The organism is Massilicoli timonensis, assembly GCF_900199515.1.
GTDB lineage: Bacteria > Bacillota_I > Bacilli_A > Erysipelotrichales > Erysipelotrichaceae > Massilicoli > Massilicoli timonensis.
The window spans coordinates 508,014-532,720 of record NZ_LT963434.1 but is presented as its reverse complement, the minus strand read 5'-3'; the positions used below and the strand labels follow the sequence as shown (position 1 = coordinate 532,720).

25 protein-coding genes are annotated in these 24,707 nt (G+C 36.3%); all 25 read left to right on the top strand.

Going from position 1 to position 24,707, the window contains the following annotated elements; all coding sequences use genetic code 11:
• Nucleotides 1-20: 20 nt before the first annotated feature.
• Complete coding sequence (locus tag C1712_RS04680) at nt 21-650, top strand: alpha/beta fold hydrolase (protein WP_102267259.1); 630 nt, start codon at nt 21-23, stop codon at nt 648-650.
• A 474-nt stretch (nt 651-1,124) separates the two neighbouring features.
• Nucleotides 1,125-2,063, top strand: a complete 939-nt coding sequence (locus C1712_RS04675; RefSeq protein WP_102267257.1) for a tyrosine-type recombinase/integrase — start codon at nt 1,125-1,127, stop codon at nt 2,061-2,063.
• A gap of 37 nt (nt 2,064-2,100) precedes the next feature.
• On the top strand, nt 2,101-2,604 hold the full coding sequence (locus tag C1712_RS04670) for a transcription termination/antitermination NusG family protein (RefSeq protein ID WP_180963077.1): 504 nt from the start codon (nt 2,101-2,103) through the stop codon (nt 2,602-2,604).
• A 32-nt stretch (nt 2,605-2,636) separates the two neighbouring features.
• Nucleotides 2,637-3,092 (top strand): transcription termination/antitermination NusG family protein, encoded by a 456-nt coding sequence (locus C1712_RS04665; RefSeq protein ID WP_245858063.1) that lies wholly within the window; start codon nt 2,637-2,639, stop codon nt 3,090-3,092.
• Between the two features lie 100 nt (nt 3,093-3,192).
• The gene (locus tag C1712_RS04660; protein ID WP_245858062.1) at nt 3,193-3,765 is read left to right on the top strand and encodes a PglD-related sugar-binding protein; all 573 of its coding nucleotides are present in this window, start codon (nt 3,193-3,195) and stop codon (nt 3,763-3,765) included.
• A 12-nt stretch (nt 3,766-3,777) separates the two neighbouring features.
• Nucleotides 3,778-4,392 (top strand): sugar transferase, encoded by a 615-nt coding sequence (locus C1712_RS04655; protein ID WP_102267250.1) that lies wholly within the window; start codon nt 3,778-3,780, stop codon nt 4,390-4,392.
• Between the two features lie 39 nt (nt 4,393-4,431).
• Nucleotides 4,432-5,370: a glycosyltransferase gene (locus C1712_RS04650; RefSeq protein ID WP_102267248.1), complete on the top strand. Its 939-nt coding sequence runs from the start codon at nt 4,432-4,434 to the stop codon at nt 5,368-5,370.
• 4 nt (nt 5,371-5,374) lie between these two features.
• The gene (locus C1712_RS04645; RefSeq protein ID WP_102267246.1) at nt 5,375-5,956 is read left to right on the top strand and encodes a DapH/DapD/GlmU-related protein; all 582 of its coding nucleotides are present in this window, start codon (nt 5,375-5,377) and stop codon (nt 5,954-5,956) included.
• On the top strand, nt 5,953-6,750 hold the full coding sequence (locus tag C1712_RS04640) for a glycosyltransferase family 2 protein (protein ID WP_180963076.1): 798 nt from the start codon (nt 5,953-5,955) through the stop codon (nt 6,748-6,750). The genes C1712_RS04645 and C1712_RS04640 overlap by 4 nt, the downstream gene beginning before the upstream one ends.
• Nucleotides 6,751-6,806: 56 nt before the next feature.
• Nucleotides 6,807-7,904 carry a glycosyltransferase gene (locus C1712_RS04635; protein ID WP_102267242.1) on the top strand — a complete coding sequence of 366 codons (1,098 nt, stop codon included), beginning with the start codon at nt 6,807-6,809 and terminating at the stop codon, nt 7,902-7,904.
• Nucleotide 7,905: 1 nt separating this feature from the next.
• Nucleotides 7,906-9,021: an EpsG family protein gene (locus C1712_RS04630; RefSeq protein WP_102267240.1), complete on the top strand. Its 1,116-nt coding sequence runs from the start codon at nt 7,906-7,908 to the stop codon at nt 9,019-9,021.
• A 121-nt stretch (nt 9,022-9,142) separates the two neighbouring features.
• Complete coding sequence (locus C1712_RS04625; protein WP_102267238.1) at nt 9,143-10,174, top strand: glycosyltransferase family 2 protein; 1,032 nt, start codon at nt 9,143-9,145, stop codon at nt 10,172-10,174.
• A gap of 54 nt (nt 10,175-10,228) precedes the next feature.
• Nucleotides 10,229-11,692, top strand: a complete 1,464-nt coding sequence (locus C1712_RS04620; RefSeq protein ID WP_180963075.1) for a lipopolysaccharide biosynthesis protein — start codon at nt 10,229-10,231, stop codon at nt 11,690-11,692.
• Nucleotides 11,689-12,825: a CDP-glycerol glycerophosphotransferase family protein gene (locus tag C1712_RS04615; RefSeq protein WP_102267234.1), complete on the top strand. Its 1,137-nt coding sequence runs from the start codon at nt 11,689-11,691 to the stop codon at nt 12,823-12,825. The genes C1712_RS04620 and C1712_RS04615 overlap by 4 nt, the downstream gene beginning before the upstream one ends.
• A gap of 1 nt (nt 12,826) precedes the next feature.
• Nucleotides 12,827-13,870 carry an acyltransferase family protein gene (locus C1712_RS04610; protein WP_102267232.1) on the top strand — a complete coding sequence of 348 codons (1,044 nt, stop codon included), beginning with the start codon at nt 12,827-12,829 and terminating at the stop codon, nt 13,868-13,870.
• On the top strand, nt 13,863-14,576 hold the full coding sequence (locus tag C1712_RS04605; protein WP_102267230.1) for an IspD/TarI family cytidylyltransferase: 714 nt from the start codon (nt 13,863-13,865) through the stop codon (nt 14,574-14,576). Before C1712_RS04610 ends, C1712_RS04605 begins: the two co-directional genes overlap by 8 nt.
• Before the next feature lies 1 nt (nt 14,577).
• The gene (locus tag C1712_RS04600; protein ID WP_102267228.1) at nt 14,578-15,639 is read left to right on the top strand and encodes an NAD-dependent epimerase/dehydratase family protein; all 1,062 of its coding nucleotides are present in this window, start codon (nt 14,578-14,580) and stop codon (nt 15,637-15,639) included.
• Between the two features lie 256 nt (nt 15,640-15,895).
• Nucleotides 15,896-16,987, top strand: a complete 1,092-nt coding sequence (ftsW, locus tag C1712_RS04595; RefSeq protein ID WP_102267226.1) for a putative lipid II flippase FtsW — start codon at nt 15,896-15,898, stop codon at nt 16,985-16,987.
• 68 nt (nt 16,988-17,055) lie between these two features.
• The gene (murG, locus tag C1712_RS04590; protein ID WP_102267224.1) at nt 17,056-18,126 is read left to right on the top strand and encodes an undecaprenyldiphospho-muramoylpentapeptide beta-N-acetylglucosaminyltransferase; all 1,071 of its coding nucleotides are present in this window, start codon (nt 17,056-17,058) and stop codon (nt 18,124-18,126) included.
• Entirely contained in the window at nt 18,102-19,034 is a 933-nt protein-coding gene (murB, locus tag C1712_RS04585) for a UDP-N-acetylmuramate dehydrogenase (RefSeq protein ID WP_425435992.1), read from the top strand. The genes murG and murB overlap by 25 nt, the downstream gene beginning before the upstream one ends.
• Entirely contained in the window at nt 19,031-19,888 is an 858-nt protein-coding gene (locus C1712_RS04580) for a cell division protein FtsQ/DivIB (RefSeq protein ID WP_102267220.1), read from the top strand. Before murB ends, C1712_RS04580 begins: the two co-directional genes overlap by 4 nt.
• Nucleotides 19,889-19,986: 98 nt before the next feature.
• Nucleotides 19,987-20,346, top strand: a complete 360-nt coding sequence (locus C1712_RS04575; RefSeq protein ID WP_102267218.1) for an Asp23/Gls24 family envelope stress response protein — start codon at nt 19,987-19,989, stop codon at nt 20,344-20,346.
• Between the two features lie 11 nt (nt 20,347-20,357).
• Nucleotides 20,358-21,977, top strand: a complete 1,620-nt coding sequence (locus tag C1712_RS04570; RefSeq protein WP_102267216.1) for a DAK2 domain-containing protein — start codon at nt 20,358-20,360, stop codon at nt 21,975-21,977.
• 234 nt (nt 21,978-22,211) lie between these two features.
• Entirely contained in the window at nt 22,212-22,967 is a 756-nt protein-coding gene (yaaA, locus tag C1712_RS04565) for a peroxide stress protein YaaA (protein WP_102267214.1), read from the top strand.
• 502 nt (nt 22,968-23,469) lie between these two features.
• The gene (locus C1712_RS04560; protein ID WP_178200213.1) at nt 23,470-24,597 is read left to right on the top strand and encodes an NlpC/P60 family protein; all 1,128 of its coding nucleotides are present in this window, start codon (nt 23,470-23,472) and stop codon (nt 24,595-24,597) included.
• Nucleotides 24,598-24,707 lie beyond the last annotated feature (110 nt).

Genomic DNA, 24,707 nt, shown 5'->3' with positions numbered 1-24,707 from the left:
TATAGAAAGTTGGTGGAAGCATGAAACATATTTTAATACATGGATTAGGGCAGAATAAAAGTAGTTGGAAGGCCGTTGATTATGAATTGAAGAGGAAAGGCATTGAAACAACTGCGCCTAACCTGTATTCTATGCTTGATCATGCAGAACCGGACTATATTACTTTGTTTAATAAGTTTTCTGATTATTGCAATGCTTTTGAGGGAAAATTAAACTTGTGTGGATTATCATTGGGCGGTATATTAGCAATTGATTATGCAAAAAAATTTCCCGACAAGGTAAATACGATTATTTTGATCGGCACTCCATATAAAATACCAAAATTTCTTTTCCATCTGCAAAGTGTTGTATTTCATTTTATGCCGAAAGCTGCGTTTGAAAAAATAGGGTGTCCTAAAAAGAAATTTATCACACTGGTCAAGTCAATGGCTCATTTAGATATAGCGGAAAATTTGGAGAAAATACATTGCAGGAGCTTGATTTTGTGTGGTGTGAAGGATAATCAGAATATGGAGAGTGCAAAGAGATTGCATAAGACAATAAAAGGAAGTTCATTCAACACTGTTTCTAATTCTTCACACGAGGTTAATGTTGATAACCCTAAGGAGCTTTCTAACTTAATTTATGATTTTTGGAACGGCGATCTGTAATACACAAACAATCAGGGCGCAGACAGTCATGAAGGACTGCACACGTCCTGTTTTTTTCTGTGTACAGTGATATGGTGTTACGCAATAGAACTACGTTATTAGGGATTTGAATCCTATGGATCGTCTAAGTGATTTTCGTGCTTGGAAAGTCTTGATTTGAAGTCGTTTTCGCAATCTTTTATAAATATGCCGGGACTGATCATAAGGTGTTTCTCTAACAAACCAATATAAAATAAAATGCTGGAAGCGAATGAATGAAAGTTCATACGTTTCTCAGCATTTTTATATTCTTTCTTTCGTAGAACATGTTATTCTACGAAAGTTATTATAGCACAAAATAGTATAAAAATACTATAAATAAAACACATTTTTCAGCCATTTTTCAGGATTTGCATGCGAGTGAATCGAAAGTGAATTTCCTATGCTTTTCTTTACAAACGGTGTACATTGTAAGAAATTATTAGGAGGTCTACTATGAAAAACAGTAAAATCAGCATGACGGTCATTGCAGATGAATGGCTATGCCGAAAACGTATGACGATCAAGCAGTCTACTTATGTGAAGTATAAGCGCATTATACGATTGCAGTTACAGCCGTTCTTTTTATCTCAGAAGATGAGTGAAGATGCCATTGTTCATTTTTTTATGGATATCTATCAATCACATAAATATGCGCTCAGTACGATTCAGACGATCCGCTATGTACTGCGTTCTGTTCTGTCATTCGCTGAAAATAAGTATGACATTGCACATATTGATTTTCAATATGTAAAAATGCCTCGTCAGCATACGCATTTCCAAATTCTTTCGGATCAACAGGAAAGCCAGTTAAGACAATACTGCTTTTATAAACAAGATGCTTTGTCACTGGCAATCCTATTTGGCTTATACGCAGGACTTCGGATTGGAGAAATATGTGCCTTGCAGTGGCAGGATATCGATTTGGAGCAGGGCGTGATCTATATTTCAAAAACAGCACAGCGAATTGAAAATGAGGAACAGTCGAACCGAAAGACCGTTTTGATGGTAAGCACACCCAAAACCCCATCTTCCAAAAGACTGGTCCCGGTTCCTGAATTTATCAAGATGCATTTGATCAGAAATTATGGTAATCATCATAATGAGTTGACGAAAAAGCATTATATCTTGTCTGATTCAAATCTGCCGATCGATCCAAGGACGATACAGTATCAATTTCAAAGGCTGTGCAGACAGAAAGAGTTTCAGATCAATTTTCATGCGCTTCGCCATACCTATGCTACTAGATGTATTGAAGTCGGTATTGATGTGAAATCTTTGAGTGAAATGTTGGGCCATTCCAGTGTATCCATTACCCTTGGAAGATATGTACATTCTTCACTGGCCTTTAAGAAAGAACAGATCAATAAGATCAAACACCCCTTTCTTTCGTAGAATAACATGTTCTACGAAACGCAAGGGGTGAATTTTTTTGTATTGGTGCATTATTCATATAAAAAGTGGAAATTGTCACGATCTTTTGCGCTTTTTTAATGAACAACAAGGGATTCACGCATTTCTGCCAATGATGGAAAAATGGTTTTCGGGTGCGAATACCAAGGAGTATCGCAATATATTACTGTTTCCGGATTACTTGTTTATAAAAGCGGATATGAGTAAAGAGCATTTTCATCAGACTTATCAGGATCTGTTTCACCAAATCAGTCGCTTTGCAAAATTACTGGAAGGAGAGGCATTGATTTCTATGGATGAGGAGGAACAGCGATTTTTTGAAAGAATGTTTGATGGAAATGGTGTGATCAGGCATTCCGTCGGTAATATCATCAATTCAAAATTAAATGTGGAAAGCGGCCCGCTAAAAGGGATGGAGCAGCAGATCAAAAAAATCGATCGCCATAAGCGCATTGCATATTTGGACTGTCAGTTGCTGGGGACAAGGATGAAAGCACCGCTGGAAGTGGTCAATAAGGTATGAACTGGTATATTTTATACTGTCTCAAATGGAAGATGGACAAACTGGTAAAGCAGTTGAATCAACATGACGGAATCGATGCTTTTGTACCGCAGTTGGAATATTATCGCAGAGATATAGATGGATATGCTTATAAGCCTTTATTTGCAAATTATGTGTTTGTGAAAGCGTCGATTGACCAGCGTTCATTTGATTTGTTGCTGAGCCATATGATTGAAGTGAGAGATGATATAATCGCACAGTTGAAGTATGAAGAAGTAAGTGCCTTGCGTGAGGAAGAAGTGCGGCTATTAGAGCAGTTGTTAGATGACAGCCATGTATTAAGAATGTCAAAAGCGGTATTGAAGGAAAACAGGGCCAAGGTCTATGAGGGGCCGCTGAAGCGATTTGAAAAAAATATAAAAAAGGTCGACAAACATAACCGATTGGCTTATTTGGATATTGCGTTCATGAATCGTGAGATACAGGCCGGTCTGGTGATTACAGGATGAATAGGAGACAGAGAGCTGGTTTACCGCCTGTGTTGAATATTTGGATATAGTTTCGTTATCGTATGGGTAGGGGGAACTATATTCTTTTTTTGTTTTAGAGGTGATTTTTATTAAAAAACTGTTAATTGTAGGCGCCGGAGGACATGGCAGATGCTGTTTAGATATTGCGAAGAGTTTAAGTTGTTATGATGAAATAGCATTTTTAGATGATCAGATGGTTCATGATTGTATCAATGGCAGCAAAGTAATCGGGAAAATTGATGAGATGTGTTCGTATTATCTTGAATATGAAGATATTTTCATTGCGATAGGAAACAATGAAATGAGAAAAAAATGGTGTATGCAAGCAGAAATGATCGGTTATCGCATCGTGACATTGATTAGTCCGAAAGCCGATGTATCTCCTTATGCAGCGGTTGGGAAAGGAACGATTGTATTTCCATTTGCACAGATTGAAGCAAATGCATGGATTGGAGAAGGTAATATTATTTCTGCTCATACGGTTATCCATCATGATGCAAAGGTGGAAGCGTATGGATTGCTTTATGCAAATGTAATAGTTCGTCCAGCAGCGTTAATTCAAGAAAAATGCAGAATTGAGAGTCATTGTGTAATACAAGCAGGCACAAGGATACCTTCTAATCAGCATATTCCTGCGGGTACGATTATTTAGGGAGGAAAAGGAATGTATCGAAATTATATAAAAAGAGGGATCGACTTTTTGTTGTCTTTGATCGCATTGGTATTATTGAGTCCGCTCTTTCTGATCCTATGCGTCTGGATCAAGTTGGATAGTAAGGGACCGATCCTGTTCAAGCAAAAAAGAGTCGGAAAAGATAAAACTTATTTCTATATCTTGAAGTTTCGTACGATGTATGTGGATACACCAAAGGATATGCCTACCCATCTATTGGCAAATCCGGATCAGTATATCACAAAGGCAGGAAGGTTTTTAAGAAAGACGAGCTTAGATGAACTACCGCAGATCTTGAATATCTTAAAGGGGGATATGGCGATCATCGGACCGAGACCGGCACTATGGAATCAATATGATCTGATAGAAGAAAGGGATCGTTATCATGCCAATGAGATCAAGCCGGGATTAAGCGGATGGGCGCAGATCAACGGACGAGATGAATTGGAGATCGAAGTAAAGGCGAAGTTAGATGGAGAGTATGTGGAATGCAGCTCTTTTTTATTTGACGTGAAGTGCTTGATCAAAACGATCACATCGGTATTGCGATCAGATGGAGTGGTAGAGGGAGGAACAGGAGAGATGCACAAGGGGGAGATGGAATGAAACGGATCTTGATCACAAAGTATTTTGGAGATTTGATATATGAAAAGTAAAAGAATTCTTGTTTTATTATCCGCCTATAACGGTGAGAAATATATTAGTGCACAAATTGAAAGTATCCTGTATCAAAAAACAGAACATCAGGTGGACTTGTTGATTCGTGATGATGGGTCAAATGATGATACACTGAATATCTTACAGGAATATGAAACGAAGTATCCTGATAGAATCAAAGTAGTAGAGGGGGAAAACATAGGTTATAACAAAAGCTTCTTTTGGTTGATACAAGAGGCAAACGGCTATGATTACTACTCACTAAGTGATCAGGATGATGTATGGTTAGACAATAAATTAGATATAGCAGTAAAATACTTAGAGCAAGAAGATAGCAAAATTCCATTATTATATGCGTCAACTTCTTATTTGGTGCATGATGATCTGATTCCATTCGGAACAACACAAAAAAAGAAGCGTGAAATTACATTCTATAACACGATCATTCAGAATTTTTTACCCGGACATGAACAAGTGATGAATCAGGTGCTATTGGACGAATTAAAGAAACCGATCAATTATGCGAAAATCTATGTATATGATTCATGGATCACGAATGTGGCCATGGTAAAAGGGAAGATCATTTTTAATAATGATTCTTTTGTTTATTATCGACAACACCAAAACAATGAAGTTGGTTTTGGAGAAGGGAAAATTGGCTGGTTCAAAGAGAGAGTAAAGCGAATCAGAAACAATGATAATAAAAAATATGCAATGCAGATTAATGAGTTTTATAACATATATAAGGCATCTTTAGACAGAGAATATTTAACAGAATTAGAATGTTTTATTAGAAGTTGTGATGGTCTATTTAGTAGGATAAAATTTGTATGTACAACAAAGCTTTATCGCCAAACAAGAATACAGAGCTTCTTATTTAAGGCGCTATATTTATTAAAGGGATATCATTTAGAAAATGAGGATTGATAAAATGCAGTATGGTATTTATGAAATCATTAAAAATACAGTAAGTTTGATAGCAACAAAAATATTCCATCGTCAAGCAAGATTGATCCGTTATCCATGCTACATACGAAATGGGAAATATATAAACTTTAATCATGGTTTTACAAGTGGATATTGTTGCCGTTTAGAAAGCATTAAAGTTGGTGATACATTTGGTGTTATTAGTTTTGGTAAGAACGTGAAAATAGGCGATTATGTGCATATTGCCAGCGCCAGTTCTGTAAAGATTGGTGATAATGTACTAATTGCTTCACATGTATTTATTTCCGATCTAGATCATGGAAGTTATAATGATAGAGAACAAGTATTACCTAATACTCCTCCTGATTGTAGAAAGATATATTCTTCGCCTATTGAGATAGGAAATAATGTTTGGATTGGAGAGAATGTTGTGATTTTGAAAGGTGTAAAAATAGGAAATGGTTCTGTGATAGGTGCTAGCAGTGTTGTAACAAAAAGTATAGAAGAGAATAGTATGGTAGTTGGCTCTCCAGCTACTATAATTAAACGATTCAATGAGAATAAAGAGAAATGGGAGGAAATATGATTAAATACAGTGTAGTTATTCCGATGTACAATAATGAAGGTACGATAGAAAAAACAATACAATCTGTAATTAATCAAACAAAATATGATTTAATTGATGAAATAATTGTTGTTAATGATGGTTCCACTGATAAATCGCTAGAAATAGTTAATTCACTTATATTGGAAAAGAATTCAAAAATAAAAATACTAAATAAAACAAATGGTGGTGCTTCATCGGCCAGAAATGTAGGTATAAAAAATACTAGAAATGAATATATTGCATTGTTAGATGCAGATGATGTTTGGTTGCCTAATAAATTGGAAATACAAAATGAAATTTTAGAAAAATATACTGATATCAAAGTTTTAGGATCAAATAGAATAGGTGAAATAATAAAATATGGCACTAAGATTACTGACTCTATATATAGAATTTCACCATTCCGTTATTGCATTAAGAATTGGCCATGTACCCCATCTATTATTTTTAGAAAAAGTCTTTTCAAAAATGATTTATATTTTAATGAATCAATGACTCATGCTGAAGAAGGGATCTTTTTTTTAGAAGTAGCTTCTTGTTTTGGATTATATTATACAATTGAACCATTGGTTTTTTGTGGCGATGGGAAGCCGACATATGGACATAGTGGTCTATCAGGAAATTTGAAAAAAATGCATAAAGGAATAAAAATGATGCATGAAATAGCAAGTGAAAAAGGATATATTTCTTTTTTTCAAAGGAAGATATTGGATTGTTATGAGGATATAAAATATCTTAAAAGGATCTTTGTGTCAAAGAATAGAAGGAAGTAAATATATTTATAACAGTTTATAGTGTTTTGCTATGCAATGGGAGGTAAGTTGATAGTATGAGGATTCTTCATATTGTTCCAAAATTAGATATTGGTGGAATAGAATCAATGCTATATAATTATTATTCATTAATTAATGGAAGAGGAATAAAATGGGATTTTATTGTTCATGGGAATGAAATAGGAGTTATTGAAAGAAAACTATCTCAATTGGGCTGTAATATATATCACATTACTCCAAAAAAAGAAAATATCTTTAAGTATCTCGAAGATTTGAGAAAAATATACAATAATAACTATTTTGATGCTGTTCACGCTCATCAAAGTGACATGTGCTTCTTACCGCTAATGATTGCTAAAATGTGTAGGATTAAGGTACGAATAGCCCATGCACATACATGTATGGGGGATTATGAAAATACTAATTTCAAAAGGGCATTTATTCATTATCTTAATAAATTAATGGCAACAAATTTTGCCTATTGCGGTATAGCTGCAAAAAAATGGTCGTTTGGAAAAGGCGTGAAGGGCAAGTGGATACCCAATGGTATTGATGTAAATAAATTCAAATATAATAATGTGTATAGATATGACCTTAGAACAAAATATAGTATTGGTGATGAAGATATAGTCATAGGAATGGTGTGCCGATTATCACCTGAAAAAAACTTAAACTTTTCTTTGGAAATTTTGAAAGAAGTTTTAGAAAAAGATAACACCAGAAATTATAAATTATTTATTGTGGGTGATGGTGACAGTAAAAAAACAATTAAAAAATATATTGAAAAATTGGGGTTGTCAGAAAATATAGTTTTAGTTGGAAGGGTCGAAGATTCATATAAGTACTATAGTTTCTTTGATATTTTTTTACTTCCATCATATTTTGAAGGTTTTCCAGTCTCTTTGATAGAAGCACAATGTTCTTCGTTATTCTCAATAATTTCAAATAAAATATCAAAGGAATCAATTATAAATAATAATATTATACAGTGTGGAATTAATAAAACTAATATAGAAGATTGGGTCAATTTGATTATTAATTATAAAAAAGATAAACGGCCATATAACAAAACTCTTGATCAATTTGATATTTATGAAACAGCAGAGAACTTAATTCGATTTTATGATCAAATAATCAGCAGGAAGGGGGAATAGTGTGAAAATTCTAGGATATTTATCAGTTTTTTTATGTCTGTTTTTCTTAATCGCTAATTATATTAATATATTTCTGAATTTAACAGTAAAAAAGCGAAGCATATACAGTTTAATTATCATTATTATTGCTGTCGGAATCATTGCATTATGCACCGATCCTTATGAAGGAGATGATTTGAGTAGATATTTTATGATGATTGATTCTTTTAAAACAGAAGGTCTTAATTATATCGCGCAATTTCCATATAAAATAAATATTATTACAACAACTCTTTTTTATCTTGTTTCTCTAACGAATAACAGTAATTTGTTAACATTTATTTCAACATCAATTTTTTATATCAGTATTTTTATATACACTAATAAAGTATGCAAAGATGTAAAAGAAAGTCGCTATATTTCATTATATTTTATTATGTTTGCAAGTTTTATCTATCTTAATCAAACAATAAGTGGTGTCCGCTTTCCTTTAGCAATTGCATCGTTTCTATTGATATTTTTATTTGATGCACCTAAAAAAATAGGTTATAAACTTCTTTATATTATTCCAGTTCTGATACATACAGCAGCTTTGACTTTATTATTAGTAGTCGCAATGGCAGAAATTCTGACTATCTTTTCAGATAAGAATAAACTGTGCAAGACGTTGTCATTTGGAATGATATGTTTATCTTATATTGGATTACTTATAGGTAATTTTTTTCCAACAGGTATATTGTTTTTATCTGATGCATTAGAAAGATTAAAGATATACGCAGATCCTAGTTTTTATCTCCAATTTATAGATATTAGGTCTATGATATGTTCTTGGATATTGTTTATTATAATTGTGTACTTATTTTATAAGTTTAGAGATGAAATTGAAAAAAAATACGGATCTTACTATATGAATCTGACAAAGTCTTTAATTTTATTATGTTTAGGACTATTGCCTTTCCCATTGATCGTATCAAGATACCAAACGATTTTATATATAATGAGTTTAGTCTTATTTAAGGAAATTGGTCATTTATCTAAAATGAAAAAGAATTTAATCACGATAGTTTTAGTGATTATTTGTCTAGGTATGTTTGCGTATAGACTTGTAAATGCTTATCATTACTGGCGCTTTTATTAAAAACTAAAATAGGTAGAAATTGATATTAAAACGAATTGACTGTAAGCGAAATTTTCATGCATTATTATAAATTATTTTAACAAAAACTACTTTCTCTTTGTTTTGAAAGGAGGGTGACATTATGAGTGCCAATAGTAAAATGAGATTAGACATTATCATTCCAATTTATAATTGTGAGAATAATATAAGTAATCTTCTAAAAGAATTATGCATTCAAAATGTTTATAACGATTCAATTATATTAATTGATGATGGGAGTACTGATGATTCATATAATATTTGCAAATATTATGCTGACAGATATACTAATATTGCACTGATTCATCAACAGAACAAAGGACCTGCACTTGCGAGAAATCGAGGTATTGATATTGGTACTAATGACTTTATATGGTTTATAGATTCAGATGATATGATTAAGGAAAATGCATTAGAAGTTATTCACTCTTATTTATTGTACAATACAGACATACTTTGCTTTGGTATGACTATGATAGGCTTGGATGATAATATTGAAATTTATAAAAATGAACAGTTTTTTGATAAGAATAAATATAATGTCTATCTAGGTGAAATTTTCAATGAAATTATTGATAAATCTTTATTTAATTCTTTATGTAATAAAGTGTTCAAAAGAGAGTTTTTGCATAAAAATAATCTATATTTAGATGAAGTTAATTTAATTGAAGATGTCAATTATGTTATTAAGGTAATGAGTTTTTATCCTACAATAACTGCTATCAGTGATAGCCTATACATATATCATAGAATCATTAACTGTAGGAATACTGTATCATCAAAGTATTATCTCGATAAATTTGATAGATACTTAGAGTTAGATGATAAATTTGAAGAATTAGTTAATAAATATCAACTTCCAAGAGATTCATCTAAAAAAATAAATGATATATTATTATGCAATATATATAGTGCTCTAGTAGATGAATATAGTTTTGCATCAAAAATCAGTGATTATAGAAATTATAATAAAATTATCAAATATTTAAAAAACAATTCTACTTTTCGCATGAAGTTAAAAGATTCAAAAGGAGTTACGTTTCCTTTAAAGGTTTTTCGAATAGTCTATTTATTTTTTCCTATTTCAATAGTAGAAATATTTGTGAAAATTAGAGTATGGATTAAAAGCATTTAATTAGAGAACTTATGATAAAAATGAAAAAATATATGCAACATGAGAGGTGTTTTTATGGATAACAATTTTATGAAAAGAAAAGCAATCAGCGGAGTTCTATGGAAATTTAGTGAAAGGATAATAGCTCAATTAGTTTCTCTTGCAGTTTCTATTATTTTAGCAAGAATTTTACTTCCGGAAGATTTTAGCGTTGTTAGTCTAGTAACTATTTTCTTTTCTTTTTCTAATATTTTAATATCTGGTGGTTTAAATACAGCTCTCATTCAAAAAAAAGATGCTGATATTATTGATTATTCATCAGTTTTTTTTGTTACAATGCTTATTTCTATAGTCATATATACAACATTATTCATTAGTGCCCCAACAATAGCAAATATCTATGACAATGAGCTTCTAATTCCTATTATTCGGATAATGGGAATTTCCCTTTTTATAAATGCATATAAATCCATCGTAACAGCGTATATTTCTAGTAATCTAGAATTCAGGAAGTTTTTTATATCTACGCTTATCGGTACTATCATTTCTGCAATTATTGGAGTTACAATGGCTTTAAGAGGTTATGGAGTATGGGCTTTAGTGACCCAGCAATTAGTATTAAGTTTATTTGATACAATATTTTTAACACTATCTACCAAGTTTTTTCCTAAGATGTCTTTTTCAATAAAAAGACTAAAATCTTTATTTAACTATGGTTGGAAGATCTTTATATCTTCAATAATTAGTGAATTATATGAACAAATCAATCCCTTGATAATAGGCATAAAATACTCTCGATCTGATTTGGCTTTCTATACAAAAGGGAAAAGCTTTCCGGTAATTGTTAACGCATCTATAAGTGATACTGTTTCTGCTGTCGTATTCCCAATATTATCTAAATATCAAGATGATCCAGACTATATATTGGAATTAACGAGAAAATTCATGCAGCTTTCTTCTTATTTAGTTTTTCCATTGATGACAGGATTTTTTGCAGTTTCTGATAATTTTATATTATTGTTGCTTACAGATAAATGGGCTGAAGCCATACCATTTGTTCAGATTTTTTGTATAAGTTACATGTTTAACATCATACAAACAGGAAACTTACAAGTTATCCGTGCTATTGGAAGAAGTGATATTTTACTATTATTAGAAATTATTAAAAAAGCTATCTACTTTGTTATAATCGTATTATTTATTATATTTTCAACGACTCCTACACAATTGGCATTTTCAAGTGTTCTATGTACTTTCTTCGCTACATTATCAAATACCTATCCAAACAGGAAGCTTATTGGTTATAGATACCGATATCAAATTATGGATTTATTGCCTAATTTCATAATTTCTGGAGTTATGGGATTAATTGTATACAGTTTAAGATTTATTCAAATAACTCCTTTTTTGACTATATCTATTCAGGTGCTTGTTGGAATTATTTCATATATTGCATTAAGCATTATTACTAAGAATAAAAACTTCAGATTTTTAGCAAATTTCTTTAAGGCAAACATTTTAGGAGGAACTAACAAGTGAAAATAATAAAAGAAATAATCATATTTTTCTTTTCCTTTATTCCGTTAAAAAATGCGATTTTATTTGAAAGCATCCCAGATTTTTCAGATAATAGCAAAGATGTTTTTGATGAAATGATTAAAAGAGGAATCAATAAAAAATGTAAGATGATTTGGCTAGTAAGTGATAAATCAAAAAGCTTTCCCGTTATTAAAAATGTTGTATACATTGATAGAAAAACTTTTATTCATAAAATTCATTTTATTTATTATAGATTAAAAGTGAAGTGCATTATTACCTGTAATGAATGTTTTAAAAAATTAAACAAGAAGCAATTTTCCTTTTTTTTAACACATGGATCACCGATTAAAAAAATAAAAGGGGTCTATACGATTTCATCAGATATTGACAATTTTCTCGTTGCCTCTAATGAATTTTCAGAAGTAACAGCATATCAGCACAATATGGCTAATTCAAAAGCTGTAGCACTAGGATATCCACGTAATGATTCGTTCTTCATCAAACGAGATTTGCATAGTTTGTTTAATATAAAGTTCAATAAAATTATTGTTTGGTATCCTACTTTTAGGCAGCATAAAAATGGTCTAAAAACCGGATCATCAACTGTGATTCCAATCATAGATGATGAACGAAATGCTATTACAATTAACGATTTTGCTCGCAAGAATGATATTTTAATCGTAATTAAACCACATTTTTCTCAAGATATAAAAATGTTTAAAAAGCTAAATCTAAAGAATATTGTTTTTATTGATGAATCTTTCTTTACAGTTCATAACATAAATTCTTACGAATTTCTTGGTAATTGTGATGCATTATTAACTGATTATTCATCTGTATATTATGATTATACGTTATGTGATAAACCGATTGGTGCCGTGTGGGAAGATATAGAAGAGTATCGTGATAACCCGGGATTTTCTATCAATATTGATTATTATTGGGCAGGTGCACAAAAAATATACACAGTTCAAGATCTGATGAAATTTATAGAAAATGTTTCTAATGGCGAAGATATATTAAAAGAGGAACGAAATAGAATTAAGAAATTGATTAATTATATGTCAGATAATAAAAATTCTGAACGGGTTGTTGATTTTATAATAAGTAAGAATAAATGGTTGGAGGTATAACATGATGATCGTGGTAGCATTTATTTATTTGCTTATATGTCTGCTAGGTATTAAAATAGGGGCACAAGAAGATTATCTAAGCAAAGAAAAAACATCATCTATCAAAGGGATATTTATTTTACTTGTTTTTTTTAGTCATTTTAACTCCTACGTTACATACACTGATCAATTTGATTTATTATGGGATAAGTTAATAACATCTTTTGGACAGACAATGGTAACATTATTTCTTTTTTATTCAGGATATGGAATAGCATATTCTATAATAAAAAAGGGGAAAGAATATGTCGATGCTATACCATATAAAAGAGTCTTTTTAACTTTGGTAAGGTTTGATATAGCTGTTTTTATTTATGCTTTAATAAAGTTGATGCTTCATGAATCATTTTCATTCCAAACGTTTTGTTTATCACTTATAGGTTTCGACTCAATGGGAAACAGTAATTGGTATGTATTTACCATTTTAGCCCTTTACCTATGTACCTATATTGCCTTTTGTATATTCAAAGGTAGTAATTTCTATGCGTGTATTTTCCAAATCGTGCTAACAGTGGCATATATTATTATCATGCGTTATGTCTTTAATAAAGAATTATATTGGTACGATACAGCCCTTTGTTATAACGTAGGTATGTTTTTTGCGTTCAATGAAGCTAAAATTAATCGAATACTAAATAATAATAAAACGTATGCGATTCTATTAATCATTTGCTTTATTGCTACGCTTTTCTTTAGATTAAATCTTATTAACGCTTTAGTAGATATTTTATTGATGATATCCTTTTCAATACTAGTTGTATTATTAAGTAGAAAAATATCATTACATAATAAAATCTTAAAGTGGATGGGGGATCATCTGTTTGAAATATATATATTGCAAAGGATACCAATGATTCTATTAAATAAACTATTTAATAATATATATATATATATAATAGCATCTTTTACTATTACGATTTTATTAGCAATAGTATTTAGATATGTTACAGATAAAATAGTTCAAAAAATAAATAAATATACAATAAAGGAGACTTCATATGAGTAACATTGCCTTATTAACTGCTGCTGGAAAAGGGACACGAACTTTACAGGACATCCCGAAACAGTTTATTCATGTAAACAATAAACCAATTATTATTTATACTTTAGAAGCTTTTCAAAATCATCCAAATATTGATGAGATATGTGTTGTTATTTTGAAAGGATGGGAACAAATATTACAAGCTTATGCCAAACAATTTAATATCACAAAACTAAAATATATTGTCATTGGTGGTGACACTGGGCAAGAGTCAATATACAATGGGTTACAAGCTATTACAAAAAATCATTTAGCAAATGATGTAGTTATGATTCATGATGGAAATAGACCGATGATTGCACAAGAAATTATTACTGATAGTTTAGTGAAATTATCACAATTTGGATCAGCAGTTGCTGCCATTCCTTGTACTGAAGTTGTGTTTGTTTCTGAAAAAGGGATATCTTCGAATAAATCTATACCTAGAGAGTCCCTGTGGCGTACTCAAACTCCACATACATATTATTTGGGAGATATTCTCAATGCCTATCAAGAAGCACAAAAATTAGGCATTAAAAACATGGCTGCTTCGTGTTCACTCATGGAAGCACTTGGTAGAAATTCTTATTTTTCAAGAGGATCAGAAAAAAACTTGAAAATAACAACAACAGAGGATATTGAAATATTTAAGTCATTACTTAACACGAAAAAAGAAAGTTGGATAAAATAAAATGTACTTAGTAGAAAATAAAATTTATCAAGAAGATCTAAAAAGCATATCAAAAATGAATTTAGATTGGAAAAAATTAAAGAACTCTAGTTTTCTTATTACAGGCGCTACTGGAATGATAGGAAGTTTTCTAATAGATGTTATAATGAAAAAAAACTTTGAAGATAATTTGAATTGCCACGTGTTTGCTATTGGGAGAAGTATCGATAAAGCGAAGAAAAGGTTTAATTATTTTAATAATAATTTGTTCAGTTTTATAGAATTAGATATCAATACCTCCTTTGTTTTGGATGAAAATAGATTTGATTATATTTTACATGCTGCTAGTAATACACACCCTATGGCATATTCTGCCGATCCAATCGGCACGATTACTTCTAATGTTATTGCAACGCAACGATTATTGGAAATAGCCAAGGATAAAAATTGTAAACGTTTTATATTTCTGTCAACTGTCGAAATATATGGTGAGAATAAAGGAGATGTTGATAAATTTGGCGAGAAATACTGCGGATATATTGACTGTAACACTTTGAGAGCAGGTTATCCAGAAAGTAAACGAGTTGGTGAATCACTCTGTCAAGCATATTCAGAAAAATATGGATTAGATATAGTTGTTCCTCGCTTATCACGTGTTTTTGGGCCCACGATGCTGATGAACGACACAAAGGCTTTATCACAATTTATTTTAAGAGCAATTGAAAATAAAGACATTATATTAAAGAGTAAAGGTGAACAGCTTTTTTCTTATTGTTATGTTGCTGATGCTGTATATGGTATATTGAAAATACTCTTTGATGGAGAAAAGGGGGAGGCATATAATATTTGTAATCCAAATTTAGATATTACGCTAAAAGAGTTGGCTACTAAAATATCTTCATTTGTTGGCACCAAAGTTGTTTTTGAATTGCCAAATGAATTAGAAAGAAAAGGATATTCCTTAGCTACTAAAGCCCTTTTAGACGTGACCAAAATTACAGGAATTGGATGGGAGCCACTTTTCAATATAGATATTTCAATTCAACATACTATTTTGATACTTCAAAAACTGAAATCGCTTTAGAATCTTGTGTAAGGTCAGTAATAAAATTAATAGATTCAGACAAGTTGAGAGAATCTATTTGAAGATTATAGCCTTATATGCCTGATAAACATGAACATAATTGTTTATTATACTTAGTTGGTTTGTTATATAGATTACTATTATAAGTGTTATAATGTGGTTTCTCTTTTCTTTAAACCGATTTTTTATTTAGAAGTAATGGGTGTTATATGTTTAATACACATCATACACTTAAAAAGTAAGAGGGAGGAACACCATGTTTCATAAACGCTGCCGTACGCTGACCTTGTTGATCTTCACCTTAGTGATTTTCGGCATCATCATGATCCGTTCCGCTTCTAGAGTATGGGCGGAAGCCAAATTCGGAGATGAAAATTATTTTATGCTCCGTCAGCTGATCTTTGCCGGAGTTGGCCTTGTCGGCATGCAGATCTGTTCACGCTTACCGCTTGAAAAGATCAGGCCGCATATTCATAAACTTTACTTTCTGGCGTTGCTTTCGCTGATTTTGGTGTTAATTCCGGGAATAGGCGTATTACGCAATGGATCCAGAAGCTGGTTTGGCTTTGGATCCTTTCTGATCCAGCCGTCAGAGTTTTTTAAGATCGCCGTCATTTTGCTTGTATCACAGTATTTATCAAAGAAGCATAAAATCAAATCCTTCCGCAAAGATCTTCTGGTTCCGGCAATCGCGACGATGGTAGGATTTGCGCTTATCTTATTGCAGCCGGACTTTGGCAGCGGGATCGTAATGGTGTGTGCCATCGTAGTTATCATATTAAGCGCCGATGCGCCGATTTCCTATTTTGTACGAGTGGGCATGATCGGAATTATCGCAATGGGTGGCTTGATCTTATCGGCACCCTATCGTCTGGCGCGCATCACTTCCTTTCTCAATCCTTGGGAAGATCCGCTCGGAGCCGGCTTTCAGATCATTCAATCCTTATTTGCCATCGCCCCGGGCGGGATCTTAGGCAGCGGCTTTGATCAGAGCATGCAGAAACATTTTTACTTGCCGGAACCGCAGACCGACTTTATTTTTGCGATCATCGCCGAAGAGCTTGGCTTTATCGGCTGCGTGATCCTCATCTTATTATTTGCTTGTGTCATCTATCAAGGTGCAAAGATTGCCTTATCGGCACCTGAACCATTTTATTGCTATGTAGCGGTTGGGCTTGTTTCTTTGTTTGCCATTCAGGTCATGATCAATTTAGGCGTAGTGGTCGGCTTGTTCCCGGTAACCGGCATTACCTTGCCCTTTATTTCTTATGGCGGCAGTTCACTTGTTGTCATGATGAGCAGCATGGGTCTTTTGATGCGTATTGCGAAAATGGAAAAAAGCGCATAAACACACTGCAAAAGAGTCTATGCCAATGCAGGCGCATGTGCTATAATAAAAAAACAAGAGGTGACCCTATGAAACTACTGATCGTAACCGGCGGGACCGGCGGACATATTTATCCGGCACTCGCTTTGGCTGATTGCGCAATGCAGCGCTGGAAAGATGCGGAAATCTTATTCATCGGCAATGATGACCGCATGGAAGCAAAAGAGATCCCGGCGCACGGCTACGCTTTTTCTGCTTTGCATACGAGCGGTTTCAGCGGTTCTTTGTGGCACAAAGGGAAAGCGTTTATGCAGATGCTGATTGCCAAAGGACAGGCGAAAAAGATCATAAAACAGTTTCAGCCGGATGTCGTGATCGGTTTTGGCGGCTATGTCAGCGCCCCGGTCATGCTCGCTGCCAGTTCGCTGGGCATTTCGACGATGATCCATGAGCAGAATTCCATCGTCGGTGCGGCGAATCGTTTGGTCATGGGGAAAGTGGATGCAATCGTAACCTGCTACGAAAAATGCAATGAGGTCTTTCACGGCAACGTGCGTCTTTTAGGTAATCCCCGTGCGACCTTGGCAGCACAGACGCCTTTTGATGAAGCCTATTTTCTTTCACTTGGGCTTTCGCCTGCCAAACGCACGGTGCTTATCGTAATGGGTTCGCTTGGTTCTACCAGTGTGAACGAGGTGATGAAAGATGCGCTGGTCGCCATACCGGAAGGCATACAGGTGCTTTATGTAAGCGGCAGGAACAATTATGAGGAAATGAAGGATTGCTTTGACAATCCGGATATTCATGTAGTAGACTATGTCAGGACGCTTTCGATCCTGGATCATATCGATCTTTTGGTGTGCCGTGCAGGTGCGACGACCATTGCGGAATTAAGCGCCAAAGGAATTGCGAGCATTTTGATTCCCAGCCCTTATGTCGCACACAATCATCAGTATTTCAATGCGATGCAGCTTTGTGAGCAGGGCGCCGCTTTGATGATCGAAGAAAAAGATCTGTGTGCGGATACGCTCAATGCCAAAATGCATGAGCTGTTAGATGATCCGCTCAGGCTTGCGGATGTGGCGGCGTGCGCCAAAAAGATGGGCAAGCCCAATGCGGCGGACGATATGCTGAGATGGATAGAACAACTGAAAAGGTGATGGAAATGGAATTGAAAAATAGATTGATGCAGTATGGAGATGTGGAATGCGGCGAGCCGCTTTGCAAACATACGACTTTTCGGATCGGCGGGAAAGCAAAATACTATGTCTATCCGAAAAATGAATTATGCTTATCGCGGATCATTGCATTAGCCAAAGAGGAGCGGGTGCCTTATAAGCTGTTTGGCAAGGGCAGCAACATCTTGGCAGGCGATCAGGACTATGATGGCATCATCATTGCTTTGGATCGCTATTTCAACGAGTTTTCGTTTGAGGAGGACGGGACTTGCGTCGTACAGGCGGGAACCAGCATTATCCTATTGGCACAGGAAGCGATGAAGCACGGTTTCAGCGGCTTGGAATTTGCTTCGGGCATTCCGGGAACGCTCGGCGGTGCGATCTTTATGAATGCCGGTGCGTATAAAAGCGATATGGCGGCAAACGTCAGGGAAGTATATGTCATGTGCGGCGAAGATGGAGCGTGTGAATGGAAGCCGGCAGAGGAGCTTGGCTTTTCCTATCGTCACTCGATCTTTCAAAAACAACCCGATTGGATCATTTTAGGTGCGCGCTTGCAGCTTACAAAGGGCGATCAGGATGAAATCAGAGCCTTGATGGATGCAAGACGGCAGCGGCGCATCGCTTCTCAGCCCTTAAATTATCCATGTGCCGGCAGTATTTTCCGTAATCCGCAAGATCAATTCGCATGGAAGCTCATCGAAGAACTGGGATTAAGAGGCAAGCAGATCGGCGGTGCGTGCATTTCAGAAAAGCATGCGAATTTCATTATCAATGTCGATCATGCGCGGGCAGAAGATGTCATCGCTTTGATCGAACTGGTGCAGCGAGAAGTAAAAAAAGCCTATGGGCTGGAATTGATTTTGGAAGTGGAACGGTTTAATTTATGAAAGCGGGAATACAGGAACTGCTGCACGACGAAGTAGAAGAACAGTTCGAGCAGTTAAAACAGAAAAAAAGAAAGCGGCGCCGTAAATTTCGCAGAATTCGCAATCTGGCAGTACTGGTGATACTTGCCGTGGGGATATTTTACTTTCTCAGTGATTATTCTAAGGTAAAGTCTTTGCGGGTCGTCGGCAATCGCTATTACAGCGATGAGCAGATCTTGGAAATTGCCGGGCTGGATTATGATTCTCGGTTCTTGTTGCATCCTTCTTTTTGGATCCGACATCTTTTGGAAAAAGAAGATTTGATTGCATCTGCAAAGATAAATAAAAATGCGAATGGCGGTATTACGATCGAAGTGAAAGAAAAGACACTGATCGGCTATCTGGGTGAAAACAAGCAGACTTTGCAAGTGCTGGATGTAAACGGCGATACCCTGCAATTAGAGAAAGGCATGCTGGGGAATCGCGCCGATCTTCCTTATATTCATGATTTTTCAAAAACGGAGCTTGCTAATCTGGCGGCGGCGTTTAAGAAATTAAAGGATGAAAGCTATATTCAGATGATTTCGGAGATCATGCCCCATGCGGAAAGCTATGATGCACACATGGTAAAGTTGATCATGCAGGATGGCAACAGTGTGTTTGTATCGTATCAGGGCATCGCTTTGCTTACCCATTATAAGGATGTATTAAAGCCTTTGGAGGGAAATCATGTCTGTCTGTGGATCGATGAAGAAACAAAGGCCATTGCCAAACGCGCTTGTCCAAGCGAAACGGCACAGGGAGATGAGGACGGCGCACAGGATGGAAGCGAAGAAGAAAAAAGCGGGGAGCAAAGTGAAACAGAAAATGAATAAAAGCGGCTGTACGCAGGAATACATAAATAGAAGTGGTATTTTCATAGGAAGTTTGATATAATAATGCAGATATCAGTGAGATGTAAGGAGGGCTTATGATGGCTATTACAAAAAATACACAGTATGGCAATATCAATATCGCAATCGAAGCAATCGCCAGCCTTGCCGGCGGAGTCGTGTCTGAATGCTACGGCGTAGTCGGTATGGCTTCACAAAAAATATTCAAAGACGGTTTAGCGGAACTGTTAAAAATGGAAAATTATTCAAAAGGGGTCGTCGTTCGTCAAAACGAGGATCATTTGGAATTGGATCTTTATATTATCGTATCACACGGCGTTAAGATTTCTGAAGTGGTCAGCGAAGTTCAGAAACGGGTAAAATATGCGCTGGAGCGTTCTTTGGAACTGGACTTTAACGTGATCAATGTCTATGTTCAGGGCGTTAAAGTGATCAAATAGAGGGAATATAAATGGAACAGATAAGCGGTAAGCTGTTTACGCAGATGCTGTTGAACGGTGCCCATCTGCTGGCAAATAAAAAAGGGGAAATTGATGCGCTGAACGTTTTCCCGGTTCCGGATGGAGATACTGGCACCAATATGTCAATGACCTTCAGCAACGGCGTAAAAGAAGTGAAAAAAGTAGAGCACAGCGATGTGTGCGACATTGCGAAAGTTTTGTCACGCGGTCTTTTGATGGGGGCGCGTGGAAATTCAGGAGTTATTTTGTCGCAGATCTTCAGAGGCTTCTCGCAGGCCGTAGAAGGCATGAAAGAGATCAACGGATTGCAGTTGGCAAATGCGTTCTTCAACGGTTCAAGAGTTGCTTATAAAGCGGTCATGCGGCCGGTAGAGGGAACGATCTTAACGGTCGTAAGAGAAGCGGCAGACTATACGATGGATTTTGCGAGCAAGCAAGAGCAGGTGGACTGCCGTGCTGTGATGGAAAAAATGCTGGTGGAGGCCAAGGAATCCTTGAAGCGTACGCCGGAGCTGCTTCCGGTATTGGCGGAAGTGGGCGTTGTGGATAGCGGCGGTGCCGGTCTGGTTACGGTGCTGGAAGGCTTTTTGATGGCAATGGACGGCGAGATCGTTGCGTTGGCGGAAAGTGAAACGACGCAAAGCAAAGCCGCTGCTGATTTAGAAAGCGATGAATTTGGATATTGCACGGAGTTCATCATTCGCTTGACCCCGCATGCGCAAAAACATTTTCAGGAAGATGCTCTGAAAAAAGGTTTGGCAAGACTTGGCAATTCGATCGTCTGCGTACAGGATGAAGATTTGGTAAAGGTGCATGTGCACACGCTGAAGCCGGGCGATGCGCTGAATTTAGGACAGCGTTATGGCGAATTTATCAAATTGAAAATTGAAAATATGCAGGAACAGCATGAAAATATTTTGACAAATGAAATGAATCAGGAAAGCAAGCCGAAGCAGAAATATGCTTTGATTGCCGTAGCGGCGGGAGATGGACTGAAAGCGATGTTTGAGGAGCTGCGCGTTGATCATGTGATCAGCGGCGGACAGACGATGAATCCGTCGACCGAGGACTTTGTGGAAGCGATGAAGCAGCTGCATGCCGAGCATATCTTTGTTCTGCCGAACAATTCAAATATCGTACTGGCGGCGCAGCAGGCGGCTGATGTATATGAGGACAGCAAAGTTACGGTCATTCCAAGTAAGAGCATCCCACAGGGCTTAACTGCCTGCATGAATTTCAATCCAGATGTGGATGCGGATATGAACATTGCGGAGATGAATGACGCACTTGCGATGGTCAAGACCGGTCAGGTAACGTATGCGATCAAGGATACGACCTTTGAAGGGTTGGAAATCAAGGAAGGCGATTTCATGGGCATGCTGGAAAAGGATATCGTTGTCTGTATGCCTGATCGACTGGAAGTAACCAAAAAACTGCTGGATCAGATGGTAGATGAGGAAACCGAGATCGTAACGCTGATCGCCGGCGAAGGAGCAGATGAGGAAGAAGCAGAGGTATTGCGTGCCTATGTGGAGGAAAAGGGCGATATCGAAGTGGAAGTGCAGTTTGGCAAGCAGCCGGTTTACAGCTGGATCATTGCCGTAGAATAAAGCAGCGAAAGGAAGTCTGAGAAATCGGACTTCTTTTTTGTGAGATCGCAATAAGAATGGCGTTTTAGTAAAATCCATAGGACAAGTCATAAAAAGTGCTGTATCATATTTCACGCTGCATAGGAAAAAGTACGTTTATTTGGCCTTTTTTATTTACTGACTTTATTAGCAGCATGCTTTCTTTTTGATGCGGCAGTATGATAAACTATAAAAAAATGAATAGGAGAACGGCTTATGAAAATCATCATTTCCCCGGCGAAGAAGATGCGTGATGACATTGCTTATCTTGCGGCAGAAAGTGAACCGGTTTATTTACAGAAAAGTAAAATATTGTTAGAGCGATTGCGGTCGCTGTCTTATGAGCAGTTAAAGGAAGTGCTGGCATGCAGTGATGCTTTGGCATGGGAAAGCTATGAACGCTATCAGAAAATGGATCTGGGAAAGGCTGATACGCCTGCTTTACTGGCATATGTCGGCATTCAGTATCAGTATATGGCACCGCAGGTATTTGAAGCAGACTACTATACATATGTACAAAAGCATTTGCGGATCTTGTCCGGTTTCTACGGTATATTGAAGCCGTTTGATGCGATCGTGCCGTACCGTTTGGAAATGCAGGCAAAGCTAAAGGTGGGCGATTGCCGAAATCTCTATGATTTTTGGCAAGAAGATCTGTATCGGGAAGTATGTGACGAGGGCGTTATTTTGAATCTTGCTTCCAAAGAGTACAGCCGCTGTATCCAGCCGTTTTTAAGCGAACAGGATCGACTGGTAACCTGTGTGTTTGGTGAGCTGATCAGCGGTCAGGTAAAAGAAAAAGGGGTTTATGTCAAGATGGCGCGCGGGGAAATGGTACGCTTTTTGGCAGAACGACAGATCGAGGATCTGGAGGAGGTCAAACAGTTCGATCGATTGGGCTTTCGCTATGATGCGCAGCGATCCGACGCACATACCTTTGTCTTTTTAGGATCACCGAAGCGTGCCAAGTAAAGCAGAGGTTGTGAAAAAAGCAATAGAGTGGGCAAGGCTGATGGAACTAAGCACATATCAGATAAATGATACATCGATCGGGCAGGATCATGATCGATTCGTGCTTTTTAAGGAATACAAGTAAAATAAAGAGAAATAGCGTTTGCACAAAATAGTTTTATATTTGTACTTTTTAAGTATAAAAATGCCATTATTTAGGATACTAACAAAGGGAGAAAAAGAGCGATGAAAAATCTTTTCATCTTGCGTGCCGGCTTGACACCATGCTGTGAAAAGTCTCCCAAACCCTTTGTTTATGGGGTAAAATAGGGGTGGCATAATAGATAATTTTTGCTTTTTTACAAAAAAGAACATGGAAAATGAAAGAAAAAGTTTTGCTTTCATCAGTGGTTTCGTCAAATATGTTAAAATGTGTGATAACTTGACAAAGAAAAAAGGGATGTGTAAACTTAGGGTTGTATGTGGGGATGACACAAACAAAAAAACGAAACGAGGTGCATTTATGAACTTAGTCAGACATGCGAATAAATGGTTAATCACGTTAGTTAGTATTCTTGTGTGTGCATGTATCGGAAGTGTGATCTATGCGAATTCCAGCTCGGAAGAAGGATGGCACGGTACGAAAGAAGAACGCTACTACATCAAAGATAACGAGAAAGTCATCGGTTGGTTGAAATTAGATGACGCTACATATTATCTGAATAAAAAAGGAAATCCGGTAACCGGATGGCTGGAACTGGACGAAGGCCGCTATTATTTCAAAAAATCCGGTAAGATGGTAACCGGCGAACAGGAAGTTGATGGAGAGACATACAATTTCCAAAAAGACGGAAGATTGCTGCAAGGATGGCAGGAAGACCATACGATGTATTACAACAATTATGGCTATGCGCAGACTGGCTGGCAGGAAATTGACGGTCAGAAATATTACTTCAATGAAGAAGGAGTCGCACTGCTGGGCTGGCAGGAATTGGACGGCAGCAAATACTATTTCAAAGAAGACGGTTCTATGGCTGTCGGTGAAGTGGATATTGACGGTACGACTTATACGTTCCAAGAGAATGGTACGATCATTGTCGGCTGGCACTGGTATCAAGGCGAGAAATACTACTATACGGAAACCGGTGTTTATTTGACCGGCTGGCAGGATATCGACGGCAATAAGTATTATTTCAATGAAAAAGGCATGATGTACGGTGATCGTGAATTTGAAGGCTATAGCTTTGACAGTTATGGAGTAGCGACAAAGATCACAGAACAGAAAAAAGCGACGACCAATTATAACTATGAAGCGGTAAATATTGCCGCGGACGGCAATATTGCGAATGCGGCATTGGCGCAGGTCGGCCGTAAACAGGATTGTACTTGGTTGGTAAGCAATGCGTTGGCAGCAGCCGGAATTTATTATCATGGCTGGCCGGCAGGCTATATGTCGCTGGGAACGATCGTTTCCGCTTCTGAGGCGCAACCGGGAGATGTGATCTATTACGCTGATGCAGGTGTCGGAGTACCGCATGTAGCCGTTTATATCGGCGGTGGGCGTGCTGTTCACGGCGGCTGGCAGGGCAATAATACGGTAGTTGCTTCTGCGTTTGTCGGAACCGGTCCGGTATTTATCCGCGTACATTAAGAAAAACAAGAATAGAACGGAGATGTTGGAGACAACATCTCTTTTTTTATGCTTGCATTTTTGATACGGGGGGGGGGGGTATAATAAAACAGAAAGAAGTCATACTGCAT